Source organism: Pseudomonas sp. CCI4.2, assembly GCF_034350045.1.
Classification (GTDB): domain Bacteria; phylum Pseudomonadota; class Gammaproteobacteria; order Pseudomonadales; family Pseudomonadaceae; genus Aquipseudomonas.
Window position 1 is genome coordinate 5,068,042 of the sequence record NZ_CP133781.1, and the last position, 15,170, is coordinate 5,083,211.

The window sequence follows — 15,170 nt, forward strand, 5'->3', positions numbered from 1 at the left end:
TGACTTAAACGAGCAATGGAGCCCAGTTCACACTGGACGCGTCACCGAGGGTGAACCCCTTGCCTATCAGGGACAGGTTGCTGTTGTAGGCTGGGTCGTGGGCAAACTGACTGCTCCATTTGGTGCGCAGTTTTTCTAGCGCGCCTGCAGACTTCGGCATCGTGCCCGGATGAATGATTTCGACCTGTGGCGTCCACACCGTCATGTGGCCGGTTTGTCTAATTTTCAGGCACAGATCGACGTCACTGTAGGCCTCGGCGAAATCGGTCTCGTCCAGACCACCGACGGCGTCGAAGAGTGCTTTGCGGACCATCAAACAGTTGGCTGACACGGCGGAATAGCTTTGTTCTACCCGTAGACGTTGCAGGTATCCGTTGGCGTCTTCCTTTTCACCCACAAACGGCGAACCAACGCCGTCGTTCAAACCGAGAATCAACCCGGCCTGGGTGATTGTGCCGTCACGCTCCATCAGCTTGGCGCCGACGACCCCGACTTCAGGGCGTTGGGCTTGGTTAAGCAGCAACTCGATCCAGTTCGGGCTAACGACCTCACCGTCGTCCGACAGCAATACCAAGTAATCGCCTGTTGCCTGGCGGCAGGCTTCATTGAGCAACGCAGAGGCATTAAGGCCTTGTTCGTTGCGTAACACGCGCACTCGACGTCCTTCATGCTCCTGTTGACCCAACCACGTAACCGTCTCTGGGTCGGTACTCTGGTTGTCCACAATCAGTACTTCATACAGTCTGTAGCGAGTTTTCAGCAACACGCTGGTTAAACATTGCTTAAGCGAACCTACGTTATCGTGGCTTTGCACGATGATCGACACCTTGGGTTGGGTGCGGTGACGATAATCGACTTGATAAGTGCCCGGCAGTTTGGAGTTAACTTTCGCCTTATAACCGTAACTGGTGAGGTGACGGTTCAACGCCAGGCTTTCATGGCTATTTTCATCTGTCCACGGCTGATCACAAATTAGCAACGGCTCGTCTAAATGCGCCAACCAATCCATACCGCCACGTTCGATGATGCGCAACAGCAAATCGAATTCTAATGCTCCGGAAAAATCGGCTGAGTAACCACCGGCCTCTACGAATACGTCTTTGCGGATCAGCCAATGCCGCGCCATTAATGAGGGCAGGCTTCTCAGCATGTCCAAGCTAAATCCCTGACGGAACACATCGTGTAGCGAGCCACCAGGCACGCGTTGAATCTCGTCGGCAAACACTGCACGGCATTGAGGTGCTGCCAACAACTCCAGGCTCGTGCGTAATAAACCGCTGCGGGTGAACTGATCACCACCGTTTGCCAAGATTACCCAGTCACAGGACGTTTCCCGTGCTACTTGATTAAGTTTATCTATATAGTTATCAGCATTAACTTTAACGAAGTGAAGCATGTCTTGTGCCGTTGTAGTAGTCGCCGGCATGCCGTTGGTAAACACGACTATCTTGAACGCTCTAAACTCGCTTTCCATCAAGCTATCGAGCGTGATCTGCAACTTACTGTTGTCGTTGTCGGTGTTCAACAACATAATGCAAAACTGAGGGCCGCCCTGGTGGATCTCAAGGTGCCCGGCAATCAACGCTGCCTCGTCCACGCTAGGCGTACGCTGTTCAAGCCATTTTAATAAACGACCGGAGGGCATGCTTGCCAGTTGGGCGCTGCGGTCTTCAATCGATATAGCGTCCAGCCGCTGCACCCAATCAAACATCGCTGCGGCCTCTTCCGGCTCCGCCAACAGCTTCAGATTATTCGCGAGCGTTTCAACGAGCCGTTTATTAAACGGACTAAGGTCCATCGCTGGCCACAAACGCCCCGTGATTGTTTTAAGGTTATCGGTGTCGTGTACCCGCAGCGCCTCATCTTGCTGGACCCAGATACCCTCAAGTACCTCGAGCTGCAGCAGCCCCGCAGGCATGGCGTGAGCCAAGAATTCAATATCAGTCAGTTGATCAAAAAACGCCTTGTTGTAAAAAGGCATTTCAACAAACTGCTCAGGATTGAAACGTCGTTGTGGCCCCTCGAGTGGACTGCTCCAACTCGAATCAAAGATAGGCTTCACCGTCAACGCTACTGCGGTCATTAGCCCCTCCTTCATCGCTTCAAAACTTTCCAGCGTCGATTGCTTGATTTGCTCAAGGCTGAGATCGGTGATGGTCGTAGAAAGGCTGGAGAAGAACTCAGCGTAGTGCTGCCGCTCTGACTCTAATTTAGGATCGAGCGGTTTGAGAACGTTGACTACGTTACTTCCGTGGTCTGACGTATACTTCGTCTCACGCACACTGTACGGAATCGGAAGAATCCTGACTTTGGCGGACATGGAAAGATAATAAGCATGGCCAATTTCGGCCCACTCAAAACCGATATCCAGAGGCACTACTGCGAACCAATCACGTAGAATCTCTGTCCGTGTTACTGAATAGAACGGCGGTATGAACTGACTTAAGAAATCCCTAATACGTCGCTCAGGCCGGTCAGATGAATAATCCTCCTGCACTTTCTTATCGCGACGATAATATTGGACCTTATTGCCTTGCGTCATATACATCACGCTATAGCCGTAACAGGCGCCATAGTCAGGCGTCGCTTCAAGGAACTCCAGCGATTGGGTAATCCCGCTGTGCAAGATGAAATCATCATCAGCAGCGAACAACATATACGGGGTCGTTACCAAGGCGACGCCATGAGCAAGTTTAGCCTGCAACACACCGTAGCCAAACTGCGGGAGATGCTGGTAATCGACATTCGGAAAACGTTCAGCGAGTCCCTTACAGAGCACCGGGGAGGAATCAAGTACAAGAATCTTGCAGGGAAAATCAACGTAATACTGCAGCGCCCTGAGTAAAAACGCCGGGCGATTGTGAGTCGTTATTACCAGCGTAAGGCGCTCAGACAACGACGATGCAAGATCAAGACTGTACGTGTTTTTCATAAACTTCCCCAACCGGCAAACCAAAAATAAGGTAACTGTCGCATTTTCATTAATGCACTTGGCACAGCAGTGTGTCTAACCGCGCGAATCTGACAACCCCTCGCCAACAAAGCCTCGACTAGAGGGCGACCGACAAACCCCGTCGCCCCCGTGACCAGACCATGCATACCCTTCACAGGACAATCAATTTGGGCACGGCAATGACAAACTGCCCGCCCCACTCGCGAACGTGCGCCTGCTGCTCACTGACTTCGCTTAACAAATTCCAAGGCAGAATCAGCACGTAATCCGGCTTTTCAATGGCCAACCGTTCAGGCGCCACCACCGGAATCCGGCTACCCGGCAAAAATCTACCCTGTTTATGCGGGTTGGCATCTGCCACCCATGCCAACAAGTCAGGCTTGACCCCGGCGTAGTTGAGCAACGTATTGCCCTTCGCCGCAGCACCGTAGCCCACCACACGCTTGCCGTCGGCTTTCGCTTGCAGCAAAAACCGCAACAGATCGTGTTTGATCTGCTCGGCAGCGGGTGCCAGCGTGGAATAAAACTCACGCGTTTTCATCCCGGATGACAATTCGATGTCCAGTACTTGTTGCACCGCCGGTTCAAGCGCCCGACGCGTCCCATCGGCACGTTGCACAAACACCCGCAACGAACCGCCGTGTGTAGGCAGCTCGCTCACATCAAAAACTTCCAGGCCATTGCGCTCGCACAACAGCTGGACCGCCGTCAGCGACAAATACGAATAATGCTCGTGGTAAAGCGTATCGAACTGGGCGCCCGCCATCAGTGTCAGCAGGTGCGGAAACTCGAACGTCGCAACGCCGCTCGGTTTCAACAACAGGGCAAAACCGCTGAGAAAGTCATTGATGTCAGGGACGTGTGCCAAGACATTGTTCGCGGCCATCAAGTCCGCAGCCCAACCCTGCGCCAACAGTTGCGCAGCGGCCGTCTGACCGAAGAACATTTCACGAATATCCAAGCCTTTTTCTCTGGCCGCCAGTGCTGTGCTGTGGGTGGGCTCAATCCCAAGACATGCAATGCCACGTTGAGCTACGTATTGCAGGAGGTAGCCGTCATTAGCGGCAATTTCTACAACCCGGCTTTGCGTGGTTAAACCAAAGCGCTCGACCATCTTGGCCACGTATCGCTCGGCGTGCGCCAACCATGTGCTGGAGTACGAACTGAAGTAGGCATAATCGGCGTCGAACAAACTTTCAGCGCTGGTGTAGTCCTCGGTCTGTACCAGCCAACAGGCCTGACACACCTGAACCTTGAGCGGCACCCACTGCTCCGATTGCCCAAGTTGCTCCTCGGTAATATAAGCGTTGGACGGGGGCGCCGTACCGAGATCAATCAACGGAAAAGCCAGTGGAGTGGCGCAACCTCTGCACTTCATGGCAATACTCCGGCGAGCACAGGGTACGAGCGCCCTCGTTCCGACAGACCTCGATACTGATTCAATTGAGCCAGCGTCACCTCACCCATGTCAGCGCCACCCTTCCAGGCCAAGTGCCAATCCAGTGTCTGTTCAAGACCCTGCTGCAGCGACCAGCGTGGATGCCAAGCTAACAACTGGTGAGCGCGACTGCTGTCGAGGCGTAACAGAGCGGCCTCATGCAAATCGCTGGGTTCGATACGCAGTCCGGGCGCTAGCGGCCAGCGTTGAGCGAGCTGATCCACCACCTCGCCGACGCTGCACATATCGCTCTCGCTTGGACCAAAATTCCAGGGGCCGCCAAATTCCGGGCCTTTTTCATACAGCGCAGCAGCCAATTGCAAGTAGCCCGCCAAGGGTTCCAAGGCGTGTTGCCAAGGCCTGACAGCCTGTGGATAACGCAACGTGACCGGTTCGCCCGCTGACCAGGCTTTAAGTACGTCAGGGATTAAACGCTCAGGCGCGAAATCGCCACCGCCGAGCACATTGCCGGCTCGCGCGGTGGCTAACGCCAGACCATGTTCGGCGTAGCGATCAGCAGCGAAGAATGACGCAGCATAGGATTGAGCCAACAGCTCACAACAGGCTTTGCTGCTGCTGTAAGGATCATGCCCACCCAGCGCTTCACTCTCGCGGTACGGCCACAGCCATTCTTTGTTGGCGTAAACCTTATCGGTGGTCACTAACACGCAGGCCCGGACACAGCCTACCTGACGAATAGCCTCAAGCAGGTTAAGGGTGCCCATCACGTTGCTGGAATAAGTGCCTAACGGGTCACGATAGCCTTCGCGCACCAGCGGTTGGGCCGCGAGGTGCAACACAATCTCGGGCTCGACATCCGTCATCACTTCCAGCAACGCGCCCAAGTCACGCAAGTCGCCGCGCTGATCGTTTAAGCCAACGCCCACCTGCGCAAGCGCATACAAATTCGGCTCGGTCGAAGGATCCAATGCAAAGCCGGTGACATTAGCACCCAGGCTCTTTAACCAGAGCGCTAACCAGCTGCCTTTAAAGCCAGTGTGACCGGTGAGCAGAACCCGCTTACCACGCCAGAATTCTGGGCTCAGTCCCACTGCTTCCATGGGGCCTCCCCTTTTTGCCACAGCTCTTCGAGATGATTCTTGTCGCGCAAGGTATCCATGGGTTGCCAAAAACCATCATGTTGGAACGCCATTAGATGGCCGCCAGCCGCGAGGTCTGCCAAAGGCTCAGCTTCCCACGGGGTTAAGTCGCTTTTAATGAAAGGCAAAACTTTTGGCGAAAGCACAAAAAAGCCACCGTTGATCCAACCGCCATCGCCTCGGGGCTTTTCAGTAAAACCCTGTACCGAATTGCCCAGGCGATCCAGGGCGCCATAACGTCCTGGCGGTTGCACTGCGGTCACGGTCGCTAATTTGCCGTGAGACAGATGAAAATCCACCAACGCGCCGATATTCAGATCCGAGACGCCATCACCGTAGGTAAAACAAAAGGCTTCTTCGTTCTCAATATGACTGGCAGCTCTTCGCAGACGGCCACCGGTCTGAGTGTCTTCACCGGTATCCACCAGTGTGACCCGCCACGGCTCGCTATAATTCTGGTGCACGTCCATGCGGTTGGCGACCATGTCGAACGTGACGTCCGAGGTGTGCAGAAAGTAGTTGGCGAAGAAGTCCTTAATCGCGTAACCCTTGTAGCCGAGGCAGATGATGAAGTCGTTGATACCGTGAGCCGAGTACTGTTTCATGATGTGCCAAAGAATTGGCTTACCACCAATTTCGATCATCGGTTTGGGCTTGAGATGCGACTCTTCACTGATTCGTGTACCCAGACCGCCCGCCAGAATTACTGCCTTCATCCTGCTCTCTCTTGTTCCATTAACGGTTCAGCCAAGCGGTATAGGCTTCGCAGACCGTATGAATGTACCGTCTGCTACCTGATGCGCAACGTTCGCTGCTGCGCCGGGACTAAACAATTTATGGCACATGAGGGAGATTTAGCAGGAAGCATGCCAGCTCAGATTGCCCGAGCTGACCTGCATTTTATAAAAAATCGACGTTAATCTGCCAACCAGCCGGTAACCCACTGCTGCAAATTGTTGTCGCGCAGCATGTAGTCGCGCAGAACGACCTCACGTAGGTCATCGCCCATTCGGTAGCTGGCCTCGGGATCGGCCAAGTGCATGCGGATGGCCTGCAGCCACTCATCGGTCGTATTTGTCAAAATGCGCGTACATGGCATGTATCCCTCATACGCCTTGGTGTTGGTACAAATGACCGGGAAACCGCACGCGCCATATTCCAACAACCGAAGATTGCTCTTACAGTCATTGAAAATATGAAACTCCAGCGGTGCCAGCGCAAGATCCAGGTTCAAACTTGCCAACTTCGCTGGGTACTGGTCCATACCAACGACCGGATGAAACTCGTGCAGGTAGGGGCGTAGCGCCTTTGGACACATACCAAAAAACACCCACTCAACTTCATCCGCCAACTCGCGAATAACATCGGCAATGATCTCAAGATCGCCGGTGTGGCTGGTGCCACCGCCCCAGCCAATCCGGGGCTTTGTTGATGTTTGGCGAGCACCGCGAAGATTACTCCACAACCGAGTAGCCAGCATATTGGGCACGACCCTGATGTCAGAGTGCATACTCGAAAGAACATCGCCCAACGCTGCAGTAGACACGACTACCCGATCACAAAGGGCAATACCTTGACGGATCACTTCAGTCATCACATCGGCCGAGGGAGAGTTGCGCATATGTCCGTTCTTCTTCGGGACCTCGATGACGTTATCATCAAGCTCATAAATGCGCCGCGTGTTGAAATGCTTCTTCATCGAGCCGATTTGCAGAACGCCGCCCTGAAAATACCGTCCTTGAAACACCGCAACATCAGGCGCTCGACGTTGGATTTCTGCCAAGGTGGGCCATTCATAAGCTATTTGCCCAACGACCCTGCCTACCGCTTCGAGCTGAAAAAAAGGTTCGCTCATGCGGTAGTGCCCAACAGCCGAAGAGTTAATTGGCAAAATTAATAGTTCAGGCAATGACGTGGATGAGAATGGACTCCAGCCAGTTTTCATGCAGGATTCCAATCGATAGCTGCAACCGTTCATTGCAAAATTCTGATTGTAGGCCGGGTCATGTGCAATTAACGCTAACCGATGTTCAAGAAAGGCGTCCTGCTGTAGCGCCCTACGTTGAGCTTGCGCCTCAGTCGAACCCACCACACGTCGACTACCAATAGCCAGTTGCACCTCAGGGGTCCAAACCACTAAAAACCCCGCGTCGCGTACTCGCAGGCATAAATCGATTTCGTCGAACCCTTCACTGAACTCAACGTCGTCTAATCCGCCAATGCTGACGAAGAGACTCCGGCGTACTATCAAGCAATAAGAGCCTACCGCACTTAAATTCTGTGGCACCTGCAATCGATGCATATAGCCGTTGGCATTCTTGTTTTCGCCGTAAAACTGATAACCCGCGCTCCCGTCCAGCCCGAGAATGATACCCGCCTGCAAAACCAGACCTTGCGGGTTGAAGACTTTGGGGCCAACCACACCTACCTCAGGACGTTGCGCATGGCTCAGCAGGCCATCCAACCATTCGGCTTGAGTGATAACGATGTAGGTGCTGAGAATCAATAAATAGTCGCCCCGCGCATGCGCGGCGCCGAAGTTACGTAGCGTGGGCACGCTAGCAGGCTCTGAGTGCTCAAGAACGCGTAACTTGTCCGAGTTCATCTGCGCTATGCCACTTAGCCAGTCACGGGCTTCAACGGATATGCTGCCGCTGTCGACAATCAACACTTCGAAATGGGGATAGGCTGTTTTTTCCAAGAGCGATTCGATACAACGCTGCAAGGCTATCAACTGATCCGTATGAAGGATAATAATCGATACCAGCGGACGCTCGGCGTGCAGGTAAGTGATTTTGTTGACCGCTGTCTCAACGTTGGGCTGGATGCTGTAGGCGATACCCGAACGCTGCAAATGAGCACCCACAACACGGGCATTTTGCTCAACAACCGATGCCGACGATAACCATTGAGCAAAGGTTAACTGCGACTCCAGTACGATATCCGCAATATGATGTACCGCCCTTTCACCATGACACTCATACACACGCCATAACAGGTCGTGCGGCGCCAACTCGCCATGGTTTGAATCAAAACCACCCAGCGCTAAGTAGCTTTCGCGATCAAAGGCCAAACACCGGCCTACAAAAGGATAGCTGCGGAACAAATCGAGATTGAAGTCAGGCTTGAATACGGGCTCTGCCGACTCGCCGCTGTGCAAGGCACCTTCATCCGTATAAATGCACTTTATGGCCTCATTATTGACCACCCGGTCGGCCAACATTAACAGCGCAGACTCCACCAAGCGATCACCCGCCCGAAGCAGGTAGAACCATTCGGCGCCGTTGAGTTGCGTCAACAACTCATTGACCTGAGCAATCCAATCGTCCTGCAACGGTAGCGTAAATACGTTGCCCTTTAGAGAGGTTTCGGTACAGCCCGCAGATAAAACGATCACTAAATCCGGAGCATAAAGCTGCGTTGCAATACTGTGCGAGGTAATCGCCAGACTGGCACGACTGCCTTTGTCATCAATGATGACAGGAACAATTTTGGGTTGTTTTGGCCAATGCGACAGTGTGACCGGCAGCATGTTCTTCTGCCCTGCGGATATAACTTTGTACGCCAGCCATTCAGCATAAAACTCTGAAAAATTTTCACTGTAGCTCCCTACTTTCCCCTGCATGCTCCCCACTCGATTGCCCAAGGAACGACTTGTACCCAATTCGGACCAGACAATTGGCACCGCGTTCGCAGCAGCCAAGGGTACAAAACGGACGTATCCTGAGGCTGGCGGCAATTCGCCGCTACGCGCTTCCAACATCGCTATAGCCAGTGGAATTTCGTCAACCATCGCATCAATCATTAACTGCTGGTGGCTTAAACGATCATGATGAAGCCGCTCAATTATTAAAACGTCACACAGTGCCACCATATTGCCGCGACGCAACAAGCAGCTGTACAACATCATGTCGAGTAATGCGACGAATTGGTTCCCTTCTGCCAATAAAGGCAGATATTCCTGTACTACCGAACACCGCATCAGCGCACTGCTCAGACCACCTACAAAATTATTCGGATAGAGCTCAAAGATACCAAGTACGTCCCCGCCTTTTAATACGCTATTCACGTGACAGAGCGCAATATTACCGATGCGATCCGGCAGTTGGACGTCGTCGGCATCCCAAAAATAACGCTGACCAATCACCAGATTAATATCTTTGTAGTCAGTAAAGCCCTTTACCTGCGATTCAAGACACAACGGAAACAACTGATCGTCATCGCACAGAAACTTAATGAACTCGCCTTGGGCTTCACTCAGGCAGTTGAGCAAATTACCAACAAACCCCAAACGCTGCGGGTTTTTGATATAGCGAACTGGCACCGCGCTGAATTCGGCAAACGAATCAACAACCTCTTTGATCCCTTCCGTACGGCAATCGTCACAAATCACAATCTCATAATTTGTGTATGTCTGATTCAACGCACTGTGCAATGTCCGCTGAAAAAACCGTGGGTTATAGGCGGGGATCACAATACTGACGAGGGGAAGTGGATTCACGGCGAGAACTCATAAGCGGTGGGCGGCGGGCGCTGCGCTCGACCAGCGAGCGCCCTGAACCAGTAGATAATCATGACCGCCGTTAGTAGCCGGTCGTAACGTCGAACGAGCGTTTTTAGACTTTGTTGAACAGACCCAACTGTGAGATTTTGCTGAAGGCGAGCTGTGCAGCCGACAACATGGTGGTCTGCAACGTCAAGCGGGTGTAGGCCTCGACCGGATCCGAGTCGCGAATCACGCCTTGGGCGACGGTGTTGCCAATGACCAAGGTGTCGTTGGTAGCACCTTGGTTGATGATGATTTTTTGCCGTGCACCGGAGTTACTAATGGCGCTTTGGACCAAGGTGTTGGCTTTATCCAAGTTACCGATGGCCGCATCCATGGATGCAGCCAGTTTCTGCTGGGCAACCGGGTTGCCGTCAGACGGTGCAGCCAATGCAGCCGCAGCGGCCGCCAAGGTGTTCAGTACGTTTTGCGACTGGTGGGTATTGGCCTGAACCGAGAAGGTATCAGACGCCGCTGGCGTACCGCTGAGGCTGAAGGTAATACCGGCCGCCGTGGCCGTGGTAATTGATGGGGTGCCCGAGGTGTTTACGGTACCGCTGGATACCGCCTTGCTGGTGGATGTAATAGGCGCGGCATACAAATCAAACTGGGTGGGACTGGTGAATTTCAGGACCGCTCCGCCCGGTGGGAAGCTGCTGTTATAGGCGGTGGCATCGGTCTCGGCAGCACTGGTGATGACCGTAGTCGAGGCATTGCCGGGGCTGCGCGACGTTGAAAAAGTGTCGGGGGTTGCGGCCAGTTGGAACGTGTGTCCCGCGACTGCGGCGTCGGCTACTTGCGTTGCCGTCTGCGTTCCCGTCGCCGTTTTGTCGGCAGTGCTCAGGTTGGTATTCAGGCTAATTTCAAGCCCACGAAACCCGATGGTCTGGGTGGTCGTGCCCGTGGAGCTAAACGTGCCGTTTCCGCTGGATGCCGACGTAACGTTTAGGCCTGTACTGTCAGTAATCTTGTACGTGGTGCTGCTGAGAAAACTGACTGTGTAGGGCTGACCACTGGCGAACGCAGAGTTAAACGTTACGCTGTTCGTCACCTGACCAGCAGACAGATTTATCCGCCCGTCATCGGTAGTCGGTGAAGTCATGGTCGTGGACGTACGGGCGGTATTGGTAGCTTGTTCAAACGCGTCCCAACCGGTGGTGTTGGTGGCAATCGACAAGCCGTTGCCGATCGGCACGCTGCTCGAGGTCTGGTCACCGTTGTAGCTGTACGTTCCGTCTGAGTTCTGCGAATAAGGCGGTGTCGACGACTTGGAACCGGAAAATATGTACTGACCGTTGGCATCTTGGCTGTTCATCAGCGACAAGACTTGCGCCTGGATCTGGGTTAACTCTTCAGAGTTGGCTAGACGGTCCTTATCGGTGTTCGTGCCGTTAGCACCGCCGACTACCAATTCCTGTGCCCGCCCCAACGCGGTTTGGATACCGGTCATTGCCGACTGCGCCTGGGTCATCGTCGCGTTGGCCGCTGTCATGTTCGAGGAGTATTGACCGAGCAGAGAACTTTGTTGCCCCAGTTGCAGCAAACGCGTCGCGCCGTCCGGATCATCAGCGGCGGTATTAAGCTTGATCTGACTGCTGACTTCCTGGCCAGTGGACAGCGTGTTGCTGTAGATGCGCTGATAGTTGGCCGCACTCGCGTCGAAAAACTGACCTGTAGAAATACGCATGATTTACGACCCCTTAGAGAGCGTTGATCAAAGTGGTAAACATGTCTTGTGCAGTCTTGATGATCTGCGACGAGGCGGTGTAGTACTGCTGATACTTGACCAGGTTGGCGGTTTCTTCGTCGAGGTTGACACCCGACACCGAATCCCGAGCGGCCTTGGCTTGGGTCACGATGGCCGTGGTCGCGGCGTTGTCGCTTTTGGCCTGGGCCGCTTGCGCGCCCACGGTGCCTACCAGCTTGCCGTAGGCGTCAGAAAGACTGATACCGGTGCTGGTGCCCGAGACACCTATCGTTGGTGCCGACTGCAAGGCCGAGGTCGCTGAAGCGTTGCGGTTATCGGAAGACCCCGCTGCCGTCATTGACAGGCTGTAGCTGTCGTTAGCGGTAGGTGTTCCGGAAATAGTCATCTGAACGGTGAAGGTCTTCTGTACCGGCGACGCACCGGTCGTGTTGATCGCATTGCCGCTGGCATCGACCATCGGCACCTTCAGGTTCAAGGTGTTGGATTGGCCTGGGACGATAGTGCCGCTGCCAATCGACGTGCCTTGGGCGTTGAACATCGTGTAGCTCTGGGAACCACTAGTCGCGGCACCGAAAACCAACTTGATGGGTGTCGAATTGGTAATGCCCGTGCGCAGATCCGCGCTGCTAGAAGCGTCGTAAATATCGATCGGGGTGGTGATGGTCGGTTGTTGCGAAATCGTCGTGCTGCCCTTGTTGCTGGCGCCCGCCGAGGCGGATATGGGCGCTGCAGCCGCCAGGGCGTTGGGGTCGGTCATGGTCGTGGTTATGTTACCCGCAGCGTTACGGGTTGGCGTGACTTTGAAGCTATCGCCGGCACTGAACGCCCCACCATTTTTCGCGATGGAAAAACCATCGATAACGGGTGTCGGTGTGGTCGCAAGGTCGTACGCGCCCATGTCCGTGCCGTCCGGCAGACGCTTGACGTCGTAAGCGGTGGCGCTGGTAAAGGTGACTTGATAATCACTGGCGGTAATCTTACTGGTGTCGGCGATGGTGACATCCAGGTTGCCCGACCCGGCACTGTTGCCCATAGAAGCAATACTGCGCTGGCTGACCTGAGTGGCCGTGTTGATGCTGCTGAACAGATTGGAGCCAAATGCGCCGTTTAGGTCGACGCCTTGATTCAACTGGCTGTTGATTTGATCCGATACGGTCAACGCAACGCGCCCCAGCTCGTTGGTCGCTGGCGCCAGCACATCGCTGCGGTAACGCAACAGGCCGCCAATGCTGCCGCCGGTCACTACCGAGGTCACGTCTGTACTACTTTGTCCGTAGCTTACCGATAGGTTGTATTGGCTCGGGTCACTGCTGCTCGGGCCTGCGGACAAAGTATTGACGCTGGTGCCACTGACCAAGGTCTGGCCGGTACCAATGGTGATGTCGTAGCTGCCATTGTTGTCGATGACTTTTGCGCCCACCAGCATGTTGAGCTGGCGCACCGCTTCGTTGCGCGAGTCGAGCATAGAATTGGGCGTCGAGCCAGTGGCTGACGCTTGGGTAATCTGTTTGTTCAAATTTGCAATCGACGCCGACAGCGTATTGACCTGCGATGCCAGGGTAGTCAATTGACTATTGATGTCGGTGCTCTGGCTGCTTAGCTGTGCTGAAATCGAGTTAAAGCGGCTGCTCAGAGAACCTGCGGTGGTGAGCAACTGCGAGCGGGCACCGGCATCGGTGGGGTTCGTCGAGACGGCTTGCAACTGAGTGAAGAAGGTCGTCAATACGCTGGCGACGCCGGTACTGGAATCGGAGAGCAAGGTATCGGTCGAGCTGACTTGCCCAAGAAACGCCGTGGTGTCAGAGCTCAACGAAGTACTGGTTTGCAATTGGCTGTCGAGGTAGCTGTTATAGATTCGACGGACGTCCATCAGCGTAGTGCCGGTACCGATATAGCCGTAACCGACGTTCTGCGGCGCCGAAGCACTGGTAACCACCTGCTGACGCGAATACCCGGCGGTATCGACGTTGGAGATGTTGTTACTGATGGTGTTGAGCGCTGCAGAGTTTGCAGTCAGCCCCGAAAGCCCAATTGAAATCAGAGACATGGTTCAAGCCTTATAAAGTCGTGGAAGAGCCCGCTGCGGCGTAGGTTTGGTAACTCTTCATCTGCTTGGCAATTTGCGAAATCTTGCTGGCGTAGTCTGGGTCAGTGGCATAGCCAGCCTTCTGCAGCTCTTTCACAAACTGTTCCGGGTTATCGGCAGATTTCAGCACACCTTGATAGCGACTATTGTTCTGCAGCACCGTCACCAGATCATGGAAGCTGTCGGCGTAGGAATCATACGAGCGGAAGTCCGCTGTCTCCTTGACCATCTGCCCGTCGCGAAACTCGCTGGTGATTGCTCGCGCCTCTGGACCTTGCCAGCCACCCTGAGCCTTGATACCGAATAGGTTGTGGCTGTTGCTGCCGTCCTGTTGACGCATGATGGATTTACCCCAGCCCGTTTCCAACGCGGCCTGTGCAACCAGCACCGTCGGATCGACACCAATACGTGCGGCCGCGTCCTTGGCCAGGGGCAACATGGTCGCGACGAACGCGTCTTGGCTGGCGAAAGTTTTCTTGCTCGGCGCCAAGGGTATCTGGGCCATGGCCCGACCCAAAATCTGCATCGCGCCCCCGGATGCTGTCAGCGACGGGTTTTGAGTCCAGTCGCCATTCCCGGCGTAGGTCGCGCCATTGCGCGCCGCTGCGGTTGCCGTACCGGCGCTCGCGCTCGCTTGGCCAAGGGTTGGCGTGGTCGTCGGGACGATTCCGGCCAGCAAGCGATCGGCAAGGCTGCTGGGCAGCGCCAATCGACGGGCATTGAGCTTCGCAACGTCGTTATGCAAGCCCACATCGGCGGAAGCAGTCGCCGCCGCCAATCGATGATCCGCTGCCACTGAGCGCGTCGCCCACAGCGGGCGCTGAGCAATTTGCAGCGCCAGACCGGTGCTTTTGACGGCATCAGCATCCGTATCCGGACTGGCCTGATCGGCCAAAAGGCTGGTGTCTGGACGCGGCACGTTCGAGCGTTTCAGGTCGGTAAATTTGCCACCCAACGTTGTCAAGTTGCCGGCGGTGGTCGCCGGAGCTGTCTCGGAAGCCTTGATTTTCGACAGTTGCCGCATCAACACGTCTTGCAGACCGATACCGCCGCCCTGCCGGGACATGGTGACGGACAGTTGCTGGTCGTACATTTCCTGGTACTGGCGCATTTCCGAGGTGTTCATCGGATTGTCTTTGGCCAGCACTTCGTTAGCCGAGCGCATAGACTTGAGCATCTGGCTGACGAACAGCGACTCAAATTCCTGGGCCACCTTTTTCAGGTTGCCGGTGCTGTCGCGATCGCCGGTTTTCAGGGAGTTCAGGCGATTGAGGTCAGAGTAAGCACCCGAATCGCCGGCGGTTGGCGCGGCACTGGAGGGAATGTCCATGGGCGGCTC

General features: G+C 54.7%; 8 protein-coding genes and 1 pseudogene. All 9 read right to left on the reverse strand.

Annotated features, from left to right (window positions below):
• Positions 1–4: 4 nt before the first annotated feature.
• Entirely contained in the window at positions 5–2,932 is a 2,928-nt protein-coding gene (locus RHM65_RS23040; protein WP_322168439.1) for a glycosyltransferase family 2 protein, read from the reverse strand.
• 53 nt (positions 2,933–2,985) lie between these two features.
• Positions 2,986–3,099, reverse strand: a pseudogene (locus RHM65_RS23045) (NAD-dependent epimerase/dehydratase family protein); the annotation flags it as partial.
• A 5-nt stretch (positions 3,100–3,104) separates the two neighbouring features.
• Positions 3,105–4,331 (reverse strand): class I SAM-dependent methyltransferase, encoded by a 1,227-nt coding sequence (locus RHM65_RS23050; protein WP_322168437.1) that lies wholly within the window; start codon positions 4,329–4,331, stop codon positions 3,105–3,107.
• On the reverse strand, positions 4,328–5,452 hold the full coding sequence (rfbG, locus tag RHM65_RS23055; RefSeq protein ID WP_322168435.1) for a CDP-glucose 4,6-dehydratase: 1,125 nt from the start codon (positions 5,450–5,452) through the stop codon (positions 4,328–4,330). Before rfbG ends, RHM65_RS23050 begins: the two co-directional genes overlap by 4 nt.
• Entirely contained in the window at positions 5,434–6,207 is a 774-nt protein-coding gene (rfbF, locus tag RHM65_RS23060) for a glucose-1-phosphate cytidylyltransferase (RefSeq protein WP_322168433.1), read from the reverse strand. The genes rfbG and rfbF overlap by 19 nt, the downstream gene beginning before the upstream one ends.
• A 200-nt stretch (positions 6,208–6,407) precedes the next feature.
• The gene (locus RHM65_RS23065; RefSeq protein WP_322168431.1) at positions 6,408–9,992 is read right to left on the reverse strand and encodes a glycosyltransferase; all 3,585 of its coding nucleotides are present in this window, start codon (positions 9,990–9,992) and stop codon (positions 6,408–6,410) included.
• A gap of 115 nt (positions 9,993–10,107) precedes the next feature.
• The gene (locus tag RHM65_RS23070) at positions 10,108–11,724 is read right to left on the reverse strand and encodes a flagellar hook-associated protein 3 (protein WP_322168429.1); all 1,617 of its coding nucleotides are present in this window, start codon (positions 11,722–11,724) and stop codon (positions 10,108–10,110) included.
• 13 nt (positions 11,725–11,737) lie between these two features.
• Positions 11,738–13,792 carry a flagellar hook-associated protein FlgK gene (flgK, locus tag RHM65_RS23075; RefSeq protein ID WP_322168427.1) on the reverse strand — a complete coding sequence of 685 codons (2,055 nt, stop codon included), beginning with the start codon at positions 13,790–13,792 and terminating at the stop codon, positions 11,738–11,740.
• A 10-nt stretch (positions 13,793–13,802) separates the two neighbouring features.
• Positions 13,803–15,161: a flagellar assembly peptidoglycan hydrolase FlgJ gene (flgJ, locus tag RHM65_RS23080; protein ID WP_322168425.1), complete on the reverse strand. Its 1,359-nt coding sequence runs from the start codon at positions 15,159–15,161 to the stop codon at positions 13,803–13,805.
• Positions 15,162–15,170 lie beyond the last annotated feature (9 nt).

Coding starts and splice junctions, on each gene's coding strand:
- RHM65_RS23050 (WP_322168437.1), bottom strand. CDS start 4,331: ATGAAGTGCAGAGGTTGCGCCACTCCACTGGCTTTTCCGTTGATTGAT.
- flgK (WP_322168427.1), bottom strand. CDS start 13,792: ATGTCTCTGATTTCAATTGGGCTTTCGGGGCTGACTGCAAACTCTGCA.
- rfbF (WP_322168433.1), bottom strand. CDS start 6,207: ATGAAGGCAGTAATTCTGGCGGGCGGTCTGGGTACACGAATCAGTGAA.
- flgJ (WP_322168425.1), bottom strand. CDS start 15,161: ATGGACATTCCCTCCAGTGCCGCGCCAACCGCCGGCGATTCGGGTGCT.
- RHM65_RS23070 (WP_322168429.1), bottom strand. CDS start 11,724: ATGCGTATTTCTACAGGTCAGTTTTTCGACGCGAGTGCGGCCAACTAT.
- rfbG (WP_322168435.1), bottom strand. CDS start 5,452: ATGGAAGCAGTGGGACTGAGCCCAGAATTCTGGCGTGGTAAGCGGGTT.
- RHM65_RS23040 (WP_322168439.1), bottom strand. CDS start 2,932: ATGAAAAACACGTACAGTCTTGATCTTGCATCGTCGTTGTCTGAGCGC.